Raw genomic sequence first — 20,884 nt, 5'->3', positions numbered from 1 at the left:
TGCCCCGCCAACGAAGGCGATGATGATTAGTCAGCTATCACTAAACAAGTGTGCCCTTCGATCCAATATTGATAAACAAATTGCTCGTTAATTTTTTTTGATTGGCCACTCAATGATCCTTCCACTAGTAACCGCACAGTTTGACCGTCGGCTAACTCTTCCAGTTGGTTAGCGACCAATTTAGCCGCAGCCCCTTTGAGTTTAACTTCAATAGGAATTGATTTATCAGCTTGCTCGGCAATATCAATAACCACAGTAATCAAGTCTATACCATTGATGGTTTGCACTAAACCAGACTGACTGACTAAGCCTCCACAGACATGAGCTTGATTCCAATTGAGTGCCGTAGACTTCTTCGTTAAGTATGCCTGCAACACCTCTAGCGTATCGTTATTAACACCTTGTTTATTCGTTCGTTGTCTGATTGCAGCACGAATATATATGCCCTGTCCGGCATTTGCACCTTGAGCTAGTTGTTCAGCACATTCACCCAGCACTGTGACATTAAAATAACTGCTGCTTTCTTGCCATTGCCCTTGCTGATCACGCCACTTCCTTTTAGTAATCACATCAAGTGTTAATGAAGCAGTACCATCAGCATAATATTTCAATAAGTTTTGTTTACTAACGATATTACCTAATAAGACGATGTGGTTATCGTGTGCCTGCACATGAAGCTCCAAGTGAATGATTTGACTAAATTATAATATAGAACAGCCCTCATAATAAATATATTTGTTTTATTCAATAAAAGTATCTATTCTAAGCCGATTTTAAATTTTTATAATTGAGAGAACGGATGAACAATAAAGCCATTTTAGCTTTAACTGTCGGGGCTGCTGCCGTATTAGCAGGCTCAGCTGTTGTTACTAACAGCATGTTTAAAAGCGAATTAGATCAGCAGCTAACGGATTTACCTGCTGGTTTCGAAGTGCAAGTGATCGATCCTGTCACCAGTATTCTAGGCGGGCGTCAAAGCTATAACATCACAATGCACCCTGAATTTATTGAGCAACACCTAGGTGATGTAGGCTTGTATGAACCAATTAACTTTTACATCAACCATAATTACTCTAGTAGCCCATTAACGGTTAAAAGTGAATTAGTGCTTGATTTAACCAAAGGTGATTTTTCTAAGGTGTTAGAAGAGTTTCCTGAGCAAGCATTTACTCATCTGCTGACTCTAAACACCAATGTTTTTCTGGACTCTCAAGATGCGCAGTTTGTGATCGAGCCGCTTAAGCTTGAGAAAGATGGCGTCACTATCAATCTAGGTAAGACAACCAGCACTATTAGCAGTGATATTGCTTTTACTGAGGGTAAATTCAGCTTCAATCTCGACACAATGAACTTTGCCAAGGCTCAAGATAACTTTGCGTTTACTTCAATTACCAGCCAAGGTAATTTCATCACCTTGGGTGAAACTCAAGTCTCTGAGGACATGACCTTTTCAATTAATGGTTTAACACTTAATTCCGAGCTTGAAGGAGTTAAGGCATCAATTGATACGTTCACTATAGCGTCTAGCTACTTATTCCCCAATAAACAACATATCGGTTTGAACACTAAACTAACGATAAATAATGCTGAGATTTCAAATAACGAGCAAGCTTTTCACATCACTGACACTTTGTTTGATTTAGATATCACTGACATTAACAAAGCGGCTTATGTCGATTTATTACAAGCTTCGCAAAATTTTGCGGTGTTATCAGACATAGAACAGCCAATATTAGGTGTATTAACAGAAGGAATCAACGGTTCTGTCAATGCATTAAATACAACAATCAATAAAGTGACGTTAAGCTCAGACGGTGAATTTAAACTGCCAGGTTATAATGGCAATACGCTTGATCATCAATTACAGCAACATGTAATGACTTCATTTAATTCAACGCTTAACCTTGGTTTAACAGCTAATTATGCGACTGAGTTCAATCACTTTGCGCCGTTCGTTGAACAGATGCTCCAACAAGGTTTTATTAAAGCAGACGATCAAGGTAATGTATCGACAAAAATTAAAGTAGAAAGCGGTCAGGTACTAGCCAATGGTCAGCGTATTCGCTAATCATTTTTATCGATAAATGACAATATAAAGCCCCGTTATCACTCTGTGATAACGGGGCTTTTATTACAAGGACAAAACGTTAACTAGATGACTTTCCAGCTAACTTCTTCACCTGCCTTAATTGGTACTAGATGACTATCACCTAACGGCAAGGTCGCTGGTACACCCCAAGTCTCTTTCGTAAGCGTTATTGTATCTGTATTGCGTGGCAGACCATAAAAGTCTGGGCCATTTAAAGAAGCAAAGCCTTCTAGTTTATCTAACGCATTTTCTTGCTCAAAGACTTCAGCATACAACTCCACTGCCGCAAATGAAGTATAAGAACCAGCACAACCACAGGCTGCCTCTTTCTTATCTTTTGTATGCGGTGCCGAATCTGTCCCTAAGAAAAACTTATTGCTACCGCTGGTTGCAGCTTCAATCAGTGCTTGCTGGTGGATATTACGTTTTAAAATTGGTAGACAGTAGAAGTGTGGCTTAATCCCACCCACTAGCATATGGTTGCGGTTATACATTAAGTGGTGTGCAGTAATAGTTGCAGCAACATTTGCAGGTGCCTGTGAAACAAATTCAACAGCTTGTTTGGTCGTGATATGTTCCATAACTATTTTAAGTTTTGGAAAATCTGCCACAACTTGTTTAAGCACTTGCTCAATAAAAACTTCTTCTCGGTCAAAAATATCAATTTCATCGGCAGTCACTTCACCATGAACTAATAATGGCATACCCATTTCGCTCATTGCTTCTAATACTGGGTAGACATTTTTCACATCTGTTACACCAGAGTCCGAGTTTGTTGTTGCGCCTGCTGGGTACAATTTAGCCGCATAAATATGCCCAGTATTGTACGCCTTAATCATTTCTTCTTTATCCGTATTATCGGTTAAGTAAATAACCATTAGCGGTGAGAAGTTTGATTCCGTAGGGATATTTTCAAGAATACGTTCACGGTAAGCCAATGCGCCCTGCGTATCAACCACTGGCGGTACCAAATTAGGCATAATAATCGCGCGCCCCATATAACGAGCACTATCAGCAACAGTGTTTACTAGTGCCGCTCCATCTCTTAAATGTAGATGCCAATCGTCTGGACGGGTGATGGTTAATGTTGTCATTGCATACTCACTTACTAAGTCACTTATTATATTGTGCTCAATTTTAGTGGTGGCAAGCACTTATGTAAAGCATACTGACAGCAATCCCCGCATTTAAGCCATTATTTGTCCAAACTAATCAAACAAAGGCAATTTATTCAGATTATTTATCATAATTGGTTTATCATGCTGCAATACAACGGTAAGCATAGTTAGGCTACAGCCTCACTAAAAAACCGATTATTTTTGCCTTACACCAAGGAGCCTTTTTATGGCTAATTCAGACGCAATCAACAGCGATCAATTGATCGATTTCGCCTTAGACTTATTTGAAGAGCATGCGGTTGAACACCTTGATCAACCTGATTTGATGTATTACATAGAACAATGTCAAACCCAAGGTGGCGTTGAGTTAATGAGCGCGTTTAATGATTGGCAAGAAGTTGCTGAGTTAACGCAAGATCAACTTGACACTGATTATGTTGAAGTACGTATTGGGTTAATTGAAGAAGATGAGTTTGACGATGTTTACGCACGTGTCTTACTAAAAGCAGATCAGAAAACTGCCAACGAATTTTTTCATATTAAATGGAAGCGTTAATCAGGTTAAGCTTTTGATACAAAAAAGGTCGATTGAATCGACCTTTTTTTATTGATATAAACAATCCTGCTAAGCAATTATTGCGTTATGATAAACTGATTGAACATCATCACAATCGTCTAACATGGCAGTGAACTTTTCAAAAGTAGCCACGTCCTCACCAGTTACTTCTGTTTCAGTTTGAGCAACAAAGGTAATTTCCTCTACTTCAAACTCTAATTCACTGTTTATTGCTAACAGTGCATTTTTCGCTTTGAAAAACTCAGTGTGCGGTGCAAATACGGTAATTTTTCCATCTTCACATTCGATATCAGTGACATCAACATCAGCTTCTAGTAAAGCTTCATAAGCAGCATCTTCATCTTCGCCAGCGTAACGTAAGATTGCAAGATGATCGAACATATGACCAACAGTGCCAGTGCTACCAATCTTTGAGTTTGTTTTAACAAAACAGTTACGCACTTCAGTGTAGGTACGTTTATTGTTATCAGTTAAACAATCGACAATCACCATACAGCCACCAGGGCCAAAACCTTCATAACGTGCATTTTCGTAGTTTTCACCACCCGCACCACTCGCCTTTTCAATTGCACGATCGATAACATGAGTAGGCACTTGATCTTTTTTCGCTTTTTCGATCAAACGACGTAACGTGATATTTGTATCAGGATCTGCACCGCCATTTTTAGCACTTACATAAATCTCTTTACCATAACGTGAATAAACTCGTACCTTAGCACCTTGAGTTTTTGCCATCGACGCTTTACGGTTTTCAAAACTACGACCCATTTTGTCTTCTCTTTTGGTTGTTCTAACAATATGCCTCTGATTCTAACAGCTTTTAGAGGCACCTTGCTAGAGAATATCCCAATGCCAATGACAGATTAATCGAACTGACGATGTTTACGCCAATAAAATGCAGCCATCGCTAAGATAAATAGACTCCATGCAAAGCCACCAGACTTTTTCTCAGCGACAGCTTGGCTAACGATGATGTCTTTGGTGCGAGTCACCGTTTGCCCAGATTGATCGGACACCGCTAACGCAACCTTGTAGGTTCCAGCAGTGGCAAACGTATGGCTTGGGTTTTCCGAGCGACTTGTTTGTCCATCGCCAAAGCGCCACTCTATCATCAGTGGCGCTAACCCAGCGCTAATATCAGCAGTGAAATCCACAGTTAACCCTTGTTTGACCGAACTAAAATTCACCGCTAACCCAGCATCTACATCAGCACGTAATGTTGCTGTTTGTACTTGCCCCACAGCATCGGTAACCATGACGACAACATCGTAAACCCCCGAATTCGAATAGCTGTAGCTTGGGGAGTCGTCGGTAATAAGTGCGCTATTATCGCCAAAATCCCATTGATATTGGTATGGCGCCACGCCGCCAGTCACAACAGCTTCAAACCTAACATCAAGTAAGTTTTGTGACATCGAAGCGGTCAGTTCTAATGCTTGAGCCACAACAATTTTCTTGGTCACGCTTGCTGTTTCACCTGCTGAGTTAATGACATCTAACCTGACATTATATTGCCCTGTTTGTTGGTACGTATGCGTTGGTACAACCAATGTTGAGGTATTGCCATCACCAAAATGCCATGAGTAGCTGGTCACTGGGTAACTTGATACAACTTGCCCAATAAAGGTGACATTCAGTCCATTACGGCTTGCATTAAACGCACTGGTAAAATCGATTTTTTCACGACTCAATGTAAAACTTGTTAGGCTACTATCTGTTTCTTGGTGAGTTATCGCAAGTGATATCCCCCATAGGGGGAGTATCACGCCAGATTCTTTTTGCTGTGGTGAGCTGTAATCATTACTATCACTAAAGCTTGAAATCGCAGTTAACGAGTTATCTGAACCTGACGCCTTTTGAGCAAACAAACTCAGCGCAGCATCGCGAATTTGTACAGCCGTACTCTCATTGCCGATAATCATTTGGTCTGCATCAACCACTGAGATAAATCCACTACCGGGGTGCTCAGAAACATTGTTATCTTTGACATCGTCATTGCGATACCACACTAGCAGTCCTGGCTCATAGTTTTTACTGGGTAAACCACTATCAGCACCATTGTGACTTCGTAACTGCAAGTAATAATAACTTGGCTCTTGTTCGATGATAGTGCCTATTTGTTCAAAGCCCGATAAAGCGACAAGCGGCGTCGATTCTGCATCGTCACTAAACAAAATGTCACTACCATGGGTCACTTTTATATCGTCTATCACTAAACCAAATGGAGTAATATAGGTATCTGTTACATAGCTCACCGAAATAGTAACGGTTTGACCAGCATAGTCGGCTAAATCAAACACTAAGTGTTGCCATTGGTTTAGTGGTGTTTGGCCCGTTAAATAGTGTTGTATCTTGGTATGTGAGATCGTTGGATTTACGGTATTTACTGTTTGCGCGTTCGATAACGCAGTTCCATTGACATGGATCTGAGCATAATCATAATCTTTTTCGATATCCCACTGCGCTTGCATGCTCAACATTGCATTTCCGGTGGACGGTAATGTGACCGAAAAATCGAATGATGCTGTCGTATTCTCTGCCTGACCAGAATAAAAAAGCTTGTCCCCTGAGAACGGTTGCTTAAATTGCTTACTCTCTGTTGGAAGCTCCACCTTAATTTGGTTAATACCCGTGTTATGATTGACTGCTTCAACTAAGGTCAATTCTTGGCTTTGATCTAATAAATCAGCACTATTTATGACTCGTTGATTTAACCACTTACCACCAAAGGTTTGTTGTAAATGCTCACGAGCCAGTGGGCTCAGCGTTGACGGTTCAGTGCCACTAATCTTCCCTAGCCAACTCCCTGAGGCCATTAACGACCAATAACCTACAGGCGAGCCAGGTTCAAAGGATGCGGTATCATATTCATCATCAAGACCGAGATCATGCCCAAATTCATGAGCAATGATGCCAATACCAGAGTCTATCGGTTGAATAGTATAAAAGTGTGCCTTCATCCCGCCACTGCCTGGAATAATTACAGGAGAGTTACCGATACTCGTACGGTGCGCCCAAATCGCGTCTGTCGCTAAGACACCGCCACCAGCTTCTTCACCGATACTCGAGTGAAATACAATCAAGTGATCAACAATACCATCGGGCTCATTTAAAATTCCATCGCTGTCTCGATCATTTGGATCGTTTCGATCATACGGCGATAAATCAACCCCTGAGGCTACAACAGCTGCGACTGCTTCTATAATGAGGTCTTCAGCATTTACGTCATTGTCATCATCGTCATTACCCCCATAGTGTGCAGCATTATGTTCAGCGGTAAACCAACCAAACACATCTCCCGTGAAGTGAAAGCTTCCACCCGACTCTTGATAATAGTATTGATAAACAGTCTGTAATCTTTGATTGTTTGGGCCTTTATATCCATCTTTATCAAATAACATTGTTCGGTAATGAGCAATGGAATAATCGTCATAATAAAGCGGTGTGTCTGTACTGGAGAGTCGGTTATTGTCATGAGGCAAATCAGGGAAATCAATCAATAAGGTTAACGCTTTAACCGTGGTTTCTTTTTCAGCCTTACTCGACTTTTGTTTGGCACTTTTTAAAGGCGCTTTATAGTGCGATTTGCCATAAAAATCATTGACTTGTCGTACTTGTTGTTGCTTACTTTTATAGGATTGGATATAAGCTTCAACGGCTGATGCTTGCGTTAAATCACTCGCATTATTAGCAAGCTGACCTCGTTTTTTAAGCCAATAAGCGATCTGTTGATGATTAACCACCGCATCATCGAACAAAATCGGTGTTGATTTTGGCGCAGTCATTGCCGAAGTACCCGTCACACTGGACAAGAGAACGCATAGGGCTAAAAAGCATGCTCTTTTCAGCGGCATTTTGGCTTAGCCCCTTGCTGTTTATTTTTAATAAAGGCTGCCACTGCTTTTTTCTGCCGCTCTAGAGACCATGACTTATCGATTTGTCCGGCCTTAACAAGCATTAATCGTATCTTTTCTGGGTCAGCCACTGGCGGTGAGAGTTGACATGTTTTTTGTTTGTGCTTTGGTGTGTTAAGAACTTGATTTGGCGGTTGTTCTTTAGCCTCAGCACGGTAAAATGCACTCTTGCAGCCTGACAGAACAGCTAACGCCACAATAATCATTACCGTTAAAAACAACGTCTGCCTCATGCCTATCCCCTATGACGGATCACACAGAATCTGTTATTTACTAATAGCAGTACCTTAATTAAGTGTATCAGAGTCAGACAATAGCTACCGAGTTTGTACAAAAGCTATTTATTATCAATATTTTAGAAAATCACTAGTTGCAGTATTTACTATTTTTTTAGAAAAGCACTATCTGCACACAAAATAATTGCATACAATATATAAAAATAACTTTCCAGGATTCATCATGGCTTTAGGAATCGGTGGTTCTACACCACAACAAGCACTTTCAAAACTCTCTGATATGACCAGCGGGATATCTCCAATCACACTACAAGAGTATCAACAGCGAGTAAGTCGCGCCGTAGACTTGATGAAGCAACTCGATGTAGAGGCCCTTTATTTAAATGCAGGAACCAATCTCAGTTATTTTACGGGGACTCATTGGTATGCCTCTGAGCGAATGGTCGGTGCGATTCTCACTAAAACAGGTCAATTAACATACATAGCCCCGTGGTTTGAAGAGAGCAGCCTAACTGATTTTATGCAGGTCAAAGCACCTGTTACAACATGGCATGAACATGAGTCTCCATATCAATTATTTGTAAATACATTGAAACATCAAAATATTACACAGGGAAAGGTGGTGATTGATGAAGCAACCTCATTTTTTATTGTTGATGGCCTATTAAATGAAGCCACAGCACAGGACATAAAAATAACTCTAAGTTCTAGTAAACCGATCACTGCTCAGTGCCGCATGGCTAAATCAAACCAAGAAATCGCTCTGATGCAACGAGCCAAAATGATGACCATGGCTGTTCATCAAGCAGCAGCGTCTATTTTAAAACCTGGGATAACCACCACTGAAGTTAAAGAGTTCATTAATATTGCCCATCAGAAAGTTGGCAGCAATGGTTCAACGTTTTGCATTGTGTTATTTGGGGAAGCCACCGCTTACCCACATGGCGTTAAAGAAGCCCAGACATTGCAAGAAAATGATATGGTCCTTATTGATACAGGTTGTCTGCTCCATGGCTATCAATCTGATATTACTCGCACTTACGTTTATGGACAGGCTACCGATAGGCAACGACAAGTGTGGGAACACGAGAAAAAAGCACAACTTGCTGCTTTTAATGCTGCACAAATAGGCCAACGTTGTGAAGATGTTGATGGTGCAGCGCGGTCTTACCTATCGGCACAAGGGTATGGTCCAGATTACCAAGTCCCAGGGCTACCGCACCGCACTGGGCACGGAATTGGTTTAGATATTCATGAATGGCCTTATCTGGTTAAAGGCGATACTACTTTATTACAGCCGGGTATGTGTTTCTCAAATGAGCCGATGATCTGCATCTATGGCGAATTCGGTGTTCGTCTTGAAGATCACTTCTACATGACCGAACAAGGACCAGTTTGGTTCACTGAGCCAGCACATTCTATTGATAACCCATTTAATCGCTAACCTAACCAATGAGTACTAATGTTCGGTCAGTTAAAAGCTAAATCGAACATTGGAATTCCTGATAACTCCAGATTACAATAAGTCCATTGTTCTAACGAGAAAAATTATCATGACTCCAGTAGCGCTAATTACAGGTGCAGCCAAACGATTAGGCGCCTCGACCGCAACACACCTCCACGGAATAGGCTATGATGTCGTTATTCATTATCATCGATCACACCAGCAAGCAGAGGATCTGTGTAGCCAACTCAATGCACTGCGACCAAACTCTGCGGTATCAATGTCCAATGATTTAACAAACCTTGCTACGCTCAATGAAATCAGCGACTTTGTTGAGCATCATTATGGCCGATTAGATGTTCTTATCAATAATGCTTCGTCTTTTTACCCGACTCCAATTTCAGAGTTACAAATAAGTGACTATAATGATCTCATAGCAACAAATATGAGCGCCCCGTTATTTTTGGCGCAAGCATGTCAGGGTTTGCTGACGAAAAACAACGGTGTCATTATCAATATGTGTGATATTCACGCTAAAAAGCCCTTAAAACAACACACGGCTTACTGTATGGCCAAAGCAGGTTTACAAATGATGACCTACTCCTTAGCCAATGAGTTAGCACCCAACATTAGGGTTAATGGCATTGCTCCGGGCGCGATCGAATGGCCCAATGCTGGGATCAGCCAACAAGCGATAGATCAAGTTGTTTCAGATATACCGCTTGCTAGAAAAGGGGCCAGTGGCGACATAGCACAAGCTATCGCCTACCTTATCGAAGCTAAATATGTCACAGGGCATATATTAACTGTCGATGGTGGACGACATTATAATGCATCAAGAGGTGCATAAGAGAAAAGAGGTATATGATGACTTCTATCCAAGCGAAAACGATCACTTGTCCACATTGTGGTCACCACACTCACATTGAGTTAGATGCGAGTAATGGTGATCAAAACTACTACGATGAATGTACCAACTGCTGCCAAGAGCTGCATCTAGTGACGCACCTAGACGAAGTCAAAGATAAACTTACCGTCGTAGTTGATGCTGACGATGAGCAGTATTATTGAACTAACTGATATTCTTTGCAGCTAAGACACGCTCAACCGTATCGACAATAGCTTGTGTTTGGCTATCTATTTCGATGTTATAGCGGCTTCCTACCGCTTTTTCATCTAGAGTTGTTAATACTCGTGTTTCCGGAATTAAATAGACCTCAAACCAATTTGTTCCCACCTTCCCCAAGGTCAAACTAGCTCCATCTATAGAGATAAATCCTTTGGGTAATATGTATTTCATCCACCCGGCATCACATTCAAATCGTAAAGTACTGTTACTCTCATTGGCAACGCGACTAACCAATGTGGCCGTTGCATGGACGTGTCCCGATAAAACATGGCCACCCAACTCATCACCAAACTTTAATGCCCGCTCAATATTAACCACATCTCCCGCACAACAATCCGCAAGGTTTGTCACTGCGAGTGTTTCTTGCATCACATCAAAATAGACTGCTTGTTGATCTTGCTTAGCAACCGTTAAACACACACCATTATGAGCGACACTTGCACCATGATTTAGATTCTCACGTAATTCATCGCCAAACTCCATAGCAAATTGCCATAAACCAGTTTGCTTAACGATGTGTTTTATCTTGACTTTGGCTTGTATAATTCCAGTAAACATTTGATATCTAACCTCAGGTTAATTTCGCAGTATCATAACAAGAACACATGCTTAGTGAAAATAAAACTCGACGGCTTATACTGGAGCGATTACAACAAATTGGTTAATCAATGGCCAGTCACACAACATTATATAGAAATCACTTGCAACTGAGATCATGGCTATATACTATAGCCAGCGTTAACGAAATATTGTTATGCGACGCGCGATTAGCTCAGTTGGTAGAGCGCTAGCTCGACATGCTAGATGTCACAAGTTCAAGTCTTGTATCGCGCACCAACAATATTTTAAACACTTCAATGCGCGATTAGCTCAGTTGGTAGAGCGCTAGCTCGACATGCTAGATGTCACAAGTTCAAGTCTTGTATCGCGCACCACTTTTCCTCATGTCATTATACTTTCACTGCTTATCATCTTGATTAAGATAAATTGTCATACATCCCCAGATAATGTCATTTTAGCGTATTATTTCAAGTTAACTACCATTACAACAATCACACGCTTCGACCATCACGAACGGCACTACTCCTACTTCTCAAACTAAAAAAATAAAATACATAGAAAGTATCGTGTTATTAAAGATCACGCGATAAAGCGAACCGGCTTATGTTTTTCTGCACTCTCTCTAGCCGTTGATATTGCTTTGGCTGACGGTGGTTATCACAAGTAGAGATACTCATGGGTTGCCAAAAACTTCTTATGGCGCCCCTTTACTAAAGCCGCCAGATAGAAAAATTACAGTGCGACTATAATACTGAGCGTCCATTTAATGAATGACTTAGCGTCGTGCCATCAACATACTCTAACTCGCTCCCGACTGGAACACCATGAGCAATACGCGATGCTTTAATCTGATATTCAGTACAGATATCTGCAATATAATGAGCTGTAGCCTCACCTTCAACCGTTGGGTTAGTCGCTAGAATGACCTCTGAAATAGACGATTGCTTTAGTAATAGTTCTAATTTATCCAACCCGATTTCATTAGGCCCTATCCCATCAAGCGGTGACAAGTGACCCATTAAGACAAAGTAGCGACCAAAGTAGTGCCCTGTTTGCTCAAAAGCAATTACATCAGCTGGCGTTTCTACAATACATAATTGACCATTTTCCGCCCGTTTTGGATTTTTACATATCTGACATTGCACTTCTTCAGTAAAGGTTCGGCAGGTAATACAGTGTTCAACTTGATGCATCGCTTTATCAAGACTATCTGCTAGTGCATTTCCGCCACGTCGGTCACGTTCTAATAGATGAAAAGCCATTCGCTGTGCAGACTTTGGACCAACACCAGGAAGACAAGTTAAGCTCTCGATGAGCTCGGTAATTAAAGGGCTAAATTTCATTTCAATGGTGACCGTTACGGATATTGGTAATAGTTATAAATAAGACTGGCAGTGTAACATAATGAAATTGGCTTGCGGAAAAGCATTATCAAAGGGAACCGATCTTTTACTAGTATAATAGCCATTAATCTCAGTAAACTAGTGGACGCTAACGGTAAACAACAATAAAATAAATTTATACAATCTAAACATTAGGAAGGTCAGTTCATAATGGACAAAATTAAACTTGGTGCAGTGTGCATTACTCTCACTGCCTTAGCAGGGTGTCAGTCAAAAATCAAAATCCCACAAATAAATGACAACGAATCAAACACACAAGAGGTTCAAAGTCAGGGCTATTTTAGTGAAGTAAAAACAGCGCTAACCAAGCTTAATCGTATGATCAAGTCGTCTGAAAAAGATCGTCTCGGTTATTATGCTCCACAAGAATATAGAGATGCCCTTTCATCGCTGGCTGATGCCACCGAAGAATATAATGATATTACTCAAAATGGTGTTTCATCACTCAATATTTTCAAAAGTGAGTCTGAACAACGTGCTATTGCCAAAAGCACGATGCTACGCCATATCGACGATGCTAACAAAAATATCATGGCCGCTTATATCTTGAAGGAAACGGCAGAGTCAGCACTGGCTGAGCCACTTAAGCAACAAAAGCGTCTTAACGGATTGAATCTTGAAAAGTTCTTTCCTAAAGAACATAAACAATACAATAAAGAAATTAACAGCTTTGTTGAAAAGATTGGCGACGGTAAATTAGCGCAAGTTAAACAAGCTGTGCCTGCGCTGGTCACAAAGATGACAGCGACTGAAGTGAAACTGGTTAAAAAAATCGAGTTGGGTACAATTAATATAGAAATCTCAACGCTAGCCAAAAACAAACCTCAAAAATATATTCCAACAAGCTATCAAGCTTTATTAGATAGCCGCGACTTTGCCTACGCTGTGATCAACAAAGACCCACGAGATACCCAAAGTATAAAAAAGGCCGTTGCAAAAGTTCAATTCCAACTCGACCATGCAACACACATCGCTCAGGAAGTGGCAAGCTTAGCTGCCAAAAAAGATACTGCATTTGAGGCTTACTTACTGAATAACCAAAAATTTGTTCACGAGCTTTCGCAAGCACTTAACAGTGAAGATTTAAGAAACCAACCAAGTATCGAGCAACTTAAGTTACTCAAGGTAACTGCAATAGCCCGCTTAAATGACAAAACAAGCGAAACTAAGTTAATCAACCAAAATACACAACTTACCAGCCAAGTGTCACAACTTGAACAAGAGGTAGTAGAGTTAACAGATGCACAAACAGTGACCTTAGATAAACTCGCTAGCTATAAAATGATGGTTGAACAACTAAAAACGGCTGAAGCACTTAATGCCGCTAACCTCAAAGCACAGGAACTAGCGCGTCAACTTGAGCAAGAACGTTTAAAGACCGCAGCCTCTGTACAGCCGGCTGCATCATTTGCACCGCAAACAGATCCTGCTGGCGATCTAAAAGTGGACTCACCTCAAACTGATGTATTGTCTGAAGCTCAGAATTCAGCAGTATTACCACTAGAGACGTTAGTAGAAGCACCCCAACAGCAATTATCCGTTAACGAAGCTGCCGCATCACAAGCCCAAGTCCAAGCCACAGAGGTTGAACAACAAGCTCCTCAACAAGTTAGTGTGACGGCTGAACCTTTGGCTAAAATTGTCGAACAGGCACCGCTACAAGTCGATAGTAATGCGGCGAAAGCGCAACTAAACGTTAAGCAAACCACAGAGGCAGTAGCTGAAAAAATCGCGACTGTAAAAGAGCAAGCGAAAGATATAACTCAACAAAAGACTGTCCAAAGTGAGAAGAAGCTCGCTGAACAAGCTGTTGAATCAAAATCTCAAGCGAAAGAACAAGCAGCGAAGAAAGTTGAACAAATCAAAGCGAAGTCTGAATAAATAATTTTTCGATTCTTAATCTAAGAATGAAACTAATAGTAAAGAGTCAACGTTCGCGTTGACTTTTTACTATTAGTTACGGGAGAGTCAGACCTAGCATTACGTCTTAAGATTTTTTACTTACGGTGTTATCTCGCCAAAGAATAATAGACAAAAAAATAGCGCCACAAGGCGCTATTTTCATGAGATGCTATATTAAAACGGCATTTTCATACCTGGTGGCATTTGCATTCCACCAGTTACAGCTGCCATTTTTTCTTTGTTGGTTTCTTCAACACGACGCGCTGCATCATTAATCGCTGCTGCGATTAAATCTTCTAACATTTCTTTGTCGTCTTCCATTAAGTCTTGGTCGATTTCAACACGACGCACGTTATGATTACCGGTCATCGTAATTTTTACTAGACCAGCACCTGATTCGCCAGTCACTTCCATATTAGCGATTTCAGCTTGTGCTTTTGCCATATCATCTTGCATTTTCTGGGCTTGTTTCATTAAATTGCCCATTCCGCCTTTACCAAACATAATTTCTCTCTTGCTTAATTGTAAATATATACACCCTATTCTACCGACTCTAAATAAAGAGACAATAGAATAAAGGCTAGTTAATTGCCTTTATTGTACGATACTTAACGCTTTCTGGCATTAGCTGCGCACCAAAGTTTTGTTGAAAGGATACAACATTGCTATCGCTTTCTATACATTGCATCGCTAGGTTTAAACGTGTCTGATGTAATTCAGTCGCTATTTCAAACGGTGTTTGATGCTGACTGTCCCCGATGTCTACTTGTAACTCAATGGGTAACTCCAGCGCCATCGATAAGTTTTTCTGTAAAGTTGCTACAGGGCTCTGACTGTTTAGATGGCGATGCTCCTGACGTAAGATTAATTTAACATCACTACCTTGTTGGCTAAACGTAGAATGGATCGCTAACTGTCTGATCCGTCCACCCAACATCATTTTGTCAATTAAAACACTCCAAGGATCATCTGTATTTGGTGCCAGCAGTGTTGCTGGATCATTAACTAAAGCTACGGCTGTTCGTTGTTCAGCGCTAGTTGGCGTGGGCGGTGAATGTGCAGCGGTAAGTGCTGAATGCTGTTCAGCTAATTCTACATTCACATCACGATGTTCAGTTGGCATTACCGGCTGACTGACCACTTGTTGTTGAACAGTGTTACTTTGGTTTACTGCTTGCAGCGGCGAAGGTGAGTCTAGTGACTCATCATCATTAACTTTCGGCGCTGCTAGGTCCTTTTTTTCAGGAGTACTTTTTTCAGGAGTACTTTCTTGAGACTGTACTTGGTTCTTTAAACGCGATTTAGCTTTTAAAAATTCACTGATCCCTAAAGCTGGAGTGTCAACAACCGAAGCCGATGAAGCAAATTCATCTGTTAGATGTTCACTAGCAGCATCTTGTGTTGCATGCCCACCAAACTGAGCCGCATCAATGTATGGTTCTTCATCATCAAGCGATTCAGCCATAGACATATTCAACAATTCATCTTCAGTAAACTGACTCGCCGGTTGCTCTACCTGTTCAGGTGAACGGTCAAGATCGGTGGTTGCTGTCGATAATAAATCGTTGGGCGCACTGGGAGATTGTACCTCTGGTGACGGTCCATCAATGATAGGCTTAACAACGTTAGGTTTGAGTTGATCAGCTTGTGTTTCTATCGCCTGTTGTTGTGAATTTAAACTCGCTAAATGAGCATCCTCATCATTAAGTTCAGTACTTGACTCAATGGTTGGTTGAATCAATTGTTCGGCTTTCACTTTAGCTGGATTTGATGGTTCTTCTAGTGCTTGGCGGATTTTACTCAGCGGATTTTGTCGTTCATCACTAGTACGCTTCGTTGGTTTGTTCAACGTATTATCTGATATTACAACTTGCTCTGTAGGCTGGGTTAAACAGTCAGTGTTCTCTCGAGGCAAAAAAGCCAGCAGACGTAATATAACCATTTCAAAGCCAGATTGTTCACTGGCAGCCCAAGCGAGTTCTTTGCGCCCTTGTAGGATGATAGAATAAAAGACTTGAAGCACTTCACTCTCAACAATCGATGCAAACTCAAATAAGGCCTTAGGTTGTTCGGTAACACGTGCTGCTGTTTTGACGATTTTAACTAAAGAAGCCGAATGTGCATCCAATGCCATTTGCTTTAATAATTGGTCATAATCAGGTGAAAGTGCAGCAATGTTATCAAGCAAGGTAAAAGCTGCAGAGGCATCGTTTACTGCAACCAGTGATAAAAGCTCTAAACTGTAGCTCTTATCAATCGTCCCAAGCATCTCGCTAACAATAACGGTAGTTAAGGCATTGTTGGCAAACGATATTGCTTGGTCAGTTAAACTAAGTGCATCTCGCATACTGCCTTTTGCCGCTTCTGCTAATAACGTCAGCGCAGGGGCTTCAAAGCTAATTTTTTCCTGAGTCAGAACATGTGCTAACTGTGTCTCAATTTGTTTGACCTGTAACGCCTTAAGGTTAAACTGCAAACACCGTGACAAAATAGTAATAGGTAGTTTTTGTGTTTCTGTAGTCGCAAAGAGGAACTTAACGTGTTCAGGAGGCTCTTCTAGTGTTTTTAAAAGAGCATTGAATGAACTCTTCGATAGCATGTGCACTTCATCGATAAGGTACACTTTGTACCGTCCTCGAGTGGGTTTGTATTGCACATTATCAAGGATTTCACGAGTGTCTTCCACTTTCGTTTTAGATGCTGCATCAATCTCAATTAAATCAATGAAGTTACCCTGCTCTATTTCTCGGCAACTATTACATTGACCACAAGGCTGAGCAGAAACGCCTTCCTCACAGTTAAGCGCTTTAGCTAGTAAACGTGCTATCGAGGTTTTGCCGACACCACGAGTACCACTGAATAAGTAAGCGTGATGTAAACGCTCTTGATCTAAAGCGTTTACTAATGCTTGTAAGATATGTTGTTGACCTACAACCTCACTAAAGTCATTAGGTCGCCACTTTCGTGCAAGTACTTGATAAGACATAAAGGATACCCGCTTTATTGGTTACTCACCATCAAAGCTAACAAGAGTTGTTAGATTAAGTTCAAGGCTTTCAAGACGGGTTTCTCCCCCAAGATCGGGTAACGTAATAACGAAAGCTGCATCGTTAACCGTAGCACCTACCTGACGAATTAGTTTTACGGTCGCTTCAACCGTACCACCTGTTGCTAATAAGTCATCAACAATCAGAACTTTATCCGCTGCTGTTAATGAATCTTTGTGGATCTGTAATGTGTCTTGGCCATACTCAAGCGTGTAGTCTTGTGACAGCGTCGGACGAGGTAATTTACCTGGTTTACGTGCAGGTACAAAACCAACGTTTAATGCTAAAGCAAGTGGGGCACCAAAGATAAATCCTCGTGCTTCAGTTCCAACAATTTTAGTGATGCCTTGATCTTTGTACTCTTGGGCTAACAAATCAATCACCAACTGGAACGCTTGCGGGTCTTCAAGTAATGAAGTGACATCACGAAACATTATGCCTGGTTTTGGATAGTCGGCAATTGCTTTGATTGAGTCTTTGATTAGGGTTAACGATTGTTGGTTCATATTGTTCACTTCACTATTTTAATTGGCTTGAATACTTTCAAGTTGTTGATAATGATTATATGTGAGGGCGGTATGAATTGATAGCATGCAGAGGTCAAAAGGCGAGAAAGCGCTCACACTATCACGTTGAAGGTAGGCTAGCGCTGTAATTTGAAACCGAACGTGAGACAAAATACGCTCGGTTCAATTTAATAATCAAATGTACGATTACCTGCAAACACTTAGCCATCGCTATTAATTGAACTAACTAACTCAGCCAACACTTGCTCAGCTTGTTCCACAGGAATTTGACAAGTGCCAGCAGCATCGTGACCGCCACCGTTATAACTTAGCATTAGATCACCGACATTAGTCTGCGATGAACGGTCAAAAATTGATTTTCCGGTTGCAAAAACAATGTTCTGTTTTTGAAAGCCCCACATTGCATGAATCGAGATATTACACTGTGGGTAGATCGCATAAATAATAAAACGGTTACCCGCATAAATAGTTTCTTCATTCCTTAAATCTAATACCACTAAGTTGTCTTTGACCGTCGCACAGCGTTTGAGTTGCTCCTTGAACAATTCTTGCTGTTCAAAGTAAAGCTCTACTCGTTCTTTGACATCATCTTGCTGCATTATTTCTTCGATTGTCGACTTTCTACACATATCAATTAACTCCATCATTAATTGATAATTAGAAATTCTAAAATCGCGGAATCGCCCAAGACCAGTGCGCGCGTCCATAATAAAGTTAAGCAGATCCCAATCTTTTGGGTCTACGACATCTTCTAGAGAAAATTGGGCTGAGTCCCCTTTATCAACCGCCACCATCATGTCGTCCCATTCAGCAGGAAACACTTCATGGCCGCCGTAATACTCCCAAACAACTCGCGCTGCCGACGGGGCCTCAGGATTGATTATATGATTATCAAGATTGCTTTGATTTCGTTTAACTTCCGAAAGGTGATGATCAAAAGCGAGATGAATACCCGGAACATAAGGTAGATTGGTACTGATGTCATGATCAGACACTTCAATTTTACCATCTTGCATATCTTTAGGGTGAACAAAGATGATTTCTTCAACGAGATCGAGATACCTCAATAGTACAGCCGAGACAAGGCCATCAAAATCACTTCGGGTTATTAAACGGAACTTCGTATCTGTCATGCAGCTAATCTCCTTCCCTGCGTAGCTTCAATACCTCCAGCGTAATTTGAGTCATCCGGCATGTATTGAATGTAAATGTGAGTCATCGATTGAATTACTTTAAACTATTATTACCTGATTATTAAACAAGCTACAAGCGTAACACGCTATATTGTTAGACATAGATCAATTGAAGTGATTTGCATCAGGAAACGAAAAAGCCAACAAGACGAACATCTTATTGGCTTTATAGTTTTATTTACGCTTTATAAAGTAAATTAGAATGCGTATTTAGCCGATAGTTGGAAGTAGTTAGAGTCACCATGTAAGTTGGCTGCTTTATCGCCTTTACCTGATTGCTCGTAGTTACCAATTTCAAAACCAACAGCTAATTTAGGTGTTAGGTTATTAAATACGTTAACACCCCAATGTGTGCGGTCTGTATCTGCCACATCGGTGGTTGTATTACCATAGAAGAAATTGCTTCGAACGGTATCAGACCAGAAGTGACGGTAAGCAACAGAGTAAGATTGAGTTTCCTCAACTTTTTCACCAACTAAATCACGAGCAGCAACAACGCCTACATAACGACCGGTTTCTCCACCATGAACTTGGAAACGGAAATCGTTTTTCTCACCCACTTTCAATCGACCAGCAACACCGAAGCCTAACGCATTTTCTGACTCACCACCTACGGTATTAAGCTGTCTAGCTAAACCAGCCACAGAAACATTACCCCAGTCACCTTTGAAAGTATACTTAGCCACTAAGTCTGGCATAGAATCCTGAGTATTATCACCCTTATCTGATTCAGGGTTCTCTAATGCTAGCTGTAGACCACCGTTAGTGTAACGAACTTGACCCTGACGGATAAAGGCAGCAGCAACTAGAGGACCACCAAAATCAGCGGCTTCAGCCAGTGCACTGGTATTCATGAATGTTGTCCATGTTTGACCTACCAAAACGTTTTGGTACTTAATGAACGCATGACGTAGGCGAGGACCGTATGAGTTAGAAACAATCTCATTACCTGCTGCGCCACCTGGGCTACCGCCGGCATCATAAAAGTCTAATTCGATAAAACCAGTAATATCACCATGAACATACTTAGTATTAAAGCGACTTTCGTTAACTGATAGTTTAGTGCGTGAAATATCATTACGTGTAGCTAGGCCTACCCAGTAATTGTCAGTAATGCTATTGATGTCACCATCAACGGTACGCATATCAGCTTTAACGTAACCACCGAAGGTAATTGTATCTTTATCTGTAAGTTTTACTGTGTATCCTGCTTGAGCAGTTGTTGCGAGTGCAGCTAGTGCAACAGTTGAAGCTATTTTATTTAGTTTTAGTTTTTTTAATAACACGTTTATTTCTCCTTGAAATTAGCCGTTTAAATATCAAACAAAGGCAAGCCATTGAAAATCAGCAAAAAGTCGTAAGACTTTATGCTAATGAATTCAGACGTAAGGATAATAGCGTCAAAAAAAGCAACAAAAAAGGATTATTTCTCTTATTTTTTAATAACTTAAAATAAACTGAGTTTTATTTAAAAAAAAGAAAAGGAAAAGAAAAAATAATACACTAAGACTAATAGCTAATAAAATTTCTTAATATTAAATAACTTAGGGAATAATTTTCGATGATGGTGGGTCATGTAGGATTCGAACCTACGACCAATGGATTAAAAGTCCACTGCTCTACCAACTGAGCTAATGACCCATCGATGGAGTGCAAATAATAAATAGTGGTGGGTCATGTAGGATTCGAACCTACGACCAATGGATTAAAAGTCCACTGCTCTACCAACTGAGCTAATGACCCG

The 20,884-nt window shown here is 40.8% G+C and carries 18 protein-coding genes and 4 tRNA genes; 8 read left to right on the top strand and 14 right to left on the bottom strand.

What is annotated here, in order from left to right; genetic code table 11:
• Positions 1 to 26: 26 nt before the first annotated feature.
• Complete coding sequence (locus tag Q8W26_RS11010) at positions 27 to 671, bottom strand: single-stranded DNA-binding protein (protein ID WP_305473366.1); 645 nt, start codon at positions 669 to 671, stop codon at positions 27 to 29.
• A 128-nt stretch (positions 672 to 799) separates the two neighbouring features.
• On the opposite strand from Q8W26_RS11010, the gene Q8W26_RS11005 reads away from it, so the two are divergent.
• Complete coding sequence (locus tag Q8W26_RS11005) at positions 800 to 2,068, top strand: DUF945 family protein (protein WP_101214174.1); 1,269 nt, start codon at positions 800 to 802, stop codon at positions 2,066 to 2,068.
• Positions 2,069 to 2,151: 83 nt separating this feature from the next.
• On the opposite strand, the gene pyrC is transcribed toward Q8W26_RS11005, so the two are convergent.
• A complete protein-coding gene (pyrC, locus tag Q8W26_RS11000) occupies positions 2,152 to 3,183 on the bottom strand; it encodes a dihydroorotase (RefSeq protein WP_101214173.1) in 1,032 nt (343 codons plus the stop codon).
• A gap of 250 nt (positions 3,184 to 3,433) precedes the next feature.
• Here pyrC and Q8W26_RS10995 point away from each other — a divergent pair, with 250 nt between their 5' ends.
• On the top strand, positions 3,434 to 3,763 hold the full coding sequence (locus Q8W26_RS10995; protein ID WP_101214172.1) for a DUF440 family protein: 330 nt from the start codon (positions 3,434 to 3,436) through the stop codon (positions 3,761 to 3,763).
• 69 nt (positions 3,764 to 3,832) lie between these two features.
• Here the strand turns inward: Q8W26_RS10995 and Q8W26_RS10990 are convergent, their stop codons facing one another.
• The 3 genes from Q8W26_RS10990 to Q8W26_RS10980 form a co-directional block, all read right to left on the bottom strand.
• A complete protein-coding gene (locus Q8W26_RS10990) occupies positions 3,833 to 4,552 on the bottom strand; it encodes a YebC/PmpR family DNA-binding transcriptional regulator (RefSeq protein WP_101214171.1) in 720 nt (239 codons plus the stop codon).
• A gap of 95 nt (positions 4,553 to 4,647) precedes the next feature.
• Positions 4,648 to 7,569, bottom strand: coding sequence for an immune inhibitor A domain-containing protein (locus Q8W26_RS10985; protein WP_305473363.1), 2,922 nt, complete (start codon positions 7,567 to 7,569; stop codon positions 4,648 to 4,650).
• A 59-nt stretch (positions 7,570 to 7,628) separates the two neighbouring features.
• Entirely contained in the window at positions 7,629 to 7,931 is a 303-nt protein-coding gene (locus tag Q8W26_RS10980; RefSeq protein ID WP_101214169.1) for a hypothetical protein, read from the bottom strand.
• Between the two features lie 223 nt (positions 7,932 to 8,154).
• On the opposite strand from Q8W26_RS10980, the gene Q8W26_RS10975 reads away from it, so the two are divergent.
• The 3 genes from Q8W26_RS10975 (at position 8,155) to Q8W26_RS10965 (ending at position 10,449) form a co-directional block, all read left to right on the top strand.
• On the top strand, positions 8,155 to 9,378 hold the full coding sequence (locus Q8W26_RS10975) for a Xaa-Pro peptidase family protein (protein ID WP_305473396.1): 1,224 nt from the start codon (positions 8,155 to 8,157) through the stop codon (positions 9,376 to 9,378).
• Positions 9,379 to 9,487: 109 nt separating this feature from the next.
• A complete protein-coding gene (locus tag Q8W26_RS10970; RefSeq protein ID WP_305473360.1) occupies positions 9,488 to 10,228 on the top strand; it encodes a pteridine reductase in 741 nt (246 codons plus the stop codon).
• Between the two features lie 17 nt (positions 10,229 to 10,245).
• On the top strand, positions 10,246 to 10,449 hold the full coding sequence (locus Q8W26_RS10965; RefSeq protein WP_101214167.1) for a CPXCG motif-containing cysteine-rich protein: 204 nt from the start codon (positions 10,246 to 10,248) through the stop codon (positions 10,447 to 10,449).
• Between the two features lies 1 nt (position 10,450).
• On the opposite strand, the gene Q8W26_RS10960 is transcribed toward Q8W26_RS10965, so the two are convergent.
• Complete coding sequence (locus Q8W26_RS10960; RefSeq protein WP_101214166.1) at positions 10,451 to 11,065, bottom strand: riboflavin synthase subunit alpha; 615 nt, start codon at positions 11,063 to 11,065, stop codon at positions 10,451 to 10,453.
• Positions 11,066 to 11,268: 203 nt separating this feature from the next.
• Between Q8W26_RS10960 and Q8W26_RS10955 the strand changes: the two genes are divergently transcribed.
• Together Q8W26_RS10955 and Q8W26_RS10950 are read left to right on the top strand one after the other, a co-directional pair.
• A tRNA-Val gene (locus Q8W26_RS10955) sits at positions 11,269 to 11,344 on the top strand.
• Between the two features lie 22 nt (positions 11,345 to 11,366).
• A tRNA-Val gene (locus tag Q8W26_RS10950) sits at positions 11,367 to 11,442 on the top strand.
• A gap of 369 nt (positions 11,443 to 11,811) precedes the next feature.
• On the opposite strand, the gene recR is transcribed toward Q8W26_RS10950, so the two are convergent.
• Positions 11,812 to 12,411 (bottom strand): recombination mediator RecR, encoded by a 600-nt coding sequence (recR, locus tag Q8W26_RS10945; RefSeq protein ID WP_101214165.1) that lies wholly within the window; start codon positions 12,409 to 12,411, stop codon positions 11,812 to 11,814.
• Between the two features lie 210 nt (positions 12,412 to 12,621).
• Here recR and Q8W26_RS10940 point away from each other — a divergent pair, with 210 nt between their 5' ends.
• Positions 12,622 to 14,352 carry a hypothetical protein gene (locus Q8W26_RS10940; protein ID WP_101214164.1) on the top strand — a complete coding sequence of 577 codons (1,731 nt, stop codon included), beginning with the start codon at positions 12,622 to 12,624 and terminating at the stop codon, positions 14,350 to 14,352.
• Positions 14,353 to 14,547: 195 nt separating this feature from the next.
• Here the strand turns inward: Q8W26_RS10940 and Q8W26_RS10935 are convergent, their stop codons facing one another.
• The 7 genes from Q8W26_RS10935 to Q8W26_RS10905 form a co-directional block, all read right to left on the bottom strand.
• Positions 14,548 to 14,877 (bottom strand): YbaB/EbfC family nucleoid-associated protein, encoded by a 330-nt coding sequence (locus tag Q8W26_RS10935; protein WP_101214163.1) that lies wholly within the window; start codon positions 14,875 to 14,877, stop codon positions 14,548 to 14,550.
• 76 nt (positions 14,878 to 14,953) lie between these two features.
• Complete coding sequence (dnaX, locus tag Q8W26_RS10930) at positions 14,954 to 17,359, bottom strand: DNA polymerase III subunit gamma/tau (protein ID WP_101214162.1); 2,406 nt, start codon at positions 17,357 to 17,359, stop codon at positions 14,954 to 14,956.
• 21 nt (positions 17,360 to 17,380) lie between these two features.
• The gene (gene apt, locus Q8W26_RS10925) at positions 17,381 to 17,926 is read right to left on the bottom strand and encodes an adenine phosphoribosyltransferase (RefSeq protein WP_101214161.1); all 546 of its coding nucleotides are present in this window, start codon (positions 17,924 to 17,926) and stop codon (positions 17,381 to 17,383) included.
• A 221-nt stretch (positions 17,927 to 18,147) separates the two neighbouring features.
• Entirely contained in the window at positions 18,148 to 19,080 is a 933-nt protein-coding gene (locus Q8W26_RS10920) for an exopolyphosphatase (protein ID WP_101214160.1), read from the bottom strand.
• 257 nt (positions 19,081 to 19,337) lie between these two features.
• Positions 19,338 to 20,426, bottom strand: a complete 1,089-nt coding sequence (locus tag Q8W26_RS10915; protein ID WP_101214159.1) for a DcaP family trimeric outer membrane transporter — start codon at positions 20,424 to 20,426, stop codon at positions 19,338 to 19,340.
• Positions 20,427 to 20,705: 279 nt separating this feature from the next.
• Positions 20,706 to 20,781: transfer RNA gene (locus Q8W26_RS10910), tRNA-Lys, on the bottom strand.
• A 26-nt stretch (positions 20,782 to 20,807) separates the two neighbouring features.
• Positions 20,808 to 20,883: transfer RNA gene (locus Q8W26_RS10905), tRNA-Lys, on the bottom strand.
• Between the last annotated feature and the right edge of the window lies 1 nt (position 20,884).

Origin of the sequence: Psychrobium sp. 1_MG-2023, assembly GCF_030689115.1 — a bacterium.
Classification (GTDB): Bacteria; Pseudomonadota; Gammaproteobacteria; order Enterobacterales; family Psychrobiaceae; genus Psychrobium.
The sequence above is the reverse complement of the archived record's forward strand: the minus strand, read 5'-3'. Positions and strand labels throughout refer to the sequence as shown.

Bases quoted from the DNA above. Each gene is read 5' to 3' on its own strand.
- Q8W26_RS10960 (WP_101214166.1), bottom strand. From the start codon at position 11,065: ATGTTTACTGGAATTATACAAGCCAAAGTCAAGATAAAACACATCGTT.
- recR (WP_101214165.1), bottom strand. From the start codon at position 12,411: ATGAAATTTAGCCCTTTAATTACCGAGCTCATCGAGAGCTTAACTTGT.
- Q8W26_RS11005 (WP_101214174.1), top strand. From the start codon at position 800: ATGAACAATAAAGCCATTTTAGCTTTAACTGTCGGGGCTGCTGCCGTA.
- Q8W26_RS10965 (WP_101214167.1), top strand. From the start codon at position 10,246: ATGACTTCTATCCAAGCGAAAACGATCACTTGTCCACATTGTGGTCAC.
- pyrC (WP_101214173.1), bottom strand. From the start codon at position 3,183: ATGACAACATTAACCATCACCCGTCCAGACGATTGGCATCTACATTTA.
- apt (WP_101214161.1), bottom strand. From the start codon at position 17,926: ATGAACCAACAATCGTTAACCCTAATCAAAGACTCAATCAAAGCAATT.
- Q8W26_RS10995 (WP_101214172.1), top strand. From the start codon at position 3,434: ATGGCTAATTCAGACGCAATCAACAGCGATCAATTGATCGATTTCGCC.
- Q8W26_RS10935 (WP_101214163.1), bottom strand. From the start codon at position 14,877: ATGTTTGGTAAAGGCGGAATGGGCAATTTAATGAAACAAGCCCAGAAA.
- Q8W26_RS10940 (WP_101214164.1), top strand. From the start codon at position 12,622: ATGGACAAAATTAAACTTGGTGCAGTGTGCATTACTCTCACTGCCTTA.
- Q8W26_RS10970 (WP_305473360.1), top strand. From the start codon at position 9,488: ATGACTCCAGTAGCGCTAATTACAGGTGCAGCCAAACGATTAGGCGCC.
- Q8W26_RS10985 (WP_305473363.1), bottom strand. From the start codon at position 7,569: ATGACTGCGCCAAAATCAACACCGATTTTGTTCGATGATGCGGTGGTT.
- Q8W26_RS10980 (WP_101214169.1), bottom strand. From the start codon at position 7,931: ATGAGGCAGACGTTGTTTTTAACGGTAATGATTATTGTGGCGTTAGCT.
- Q8W26_RS10990 (WP_101214171.1), bottom strand. From the start codon at position 4,552: ATGGGTCGTAGTTTTGAAAACCGTAAAGCGTCGATGGCAAAAACTCAA.
- Q8W26_RS10920 (WP_101214160.1), bottom strand. From the start codon at position 19,080: ATGACAGATACGAAGTTCCGTTTAATAACCCGAAGTGATTTTGATGGC.
- dnaX (WP_101214162.1), bottom strand. From the start codon at position 17,359: ATGTCTTATCAAGTACTTGCACGAAAGTGGCGACCTAATGACTTTAGT.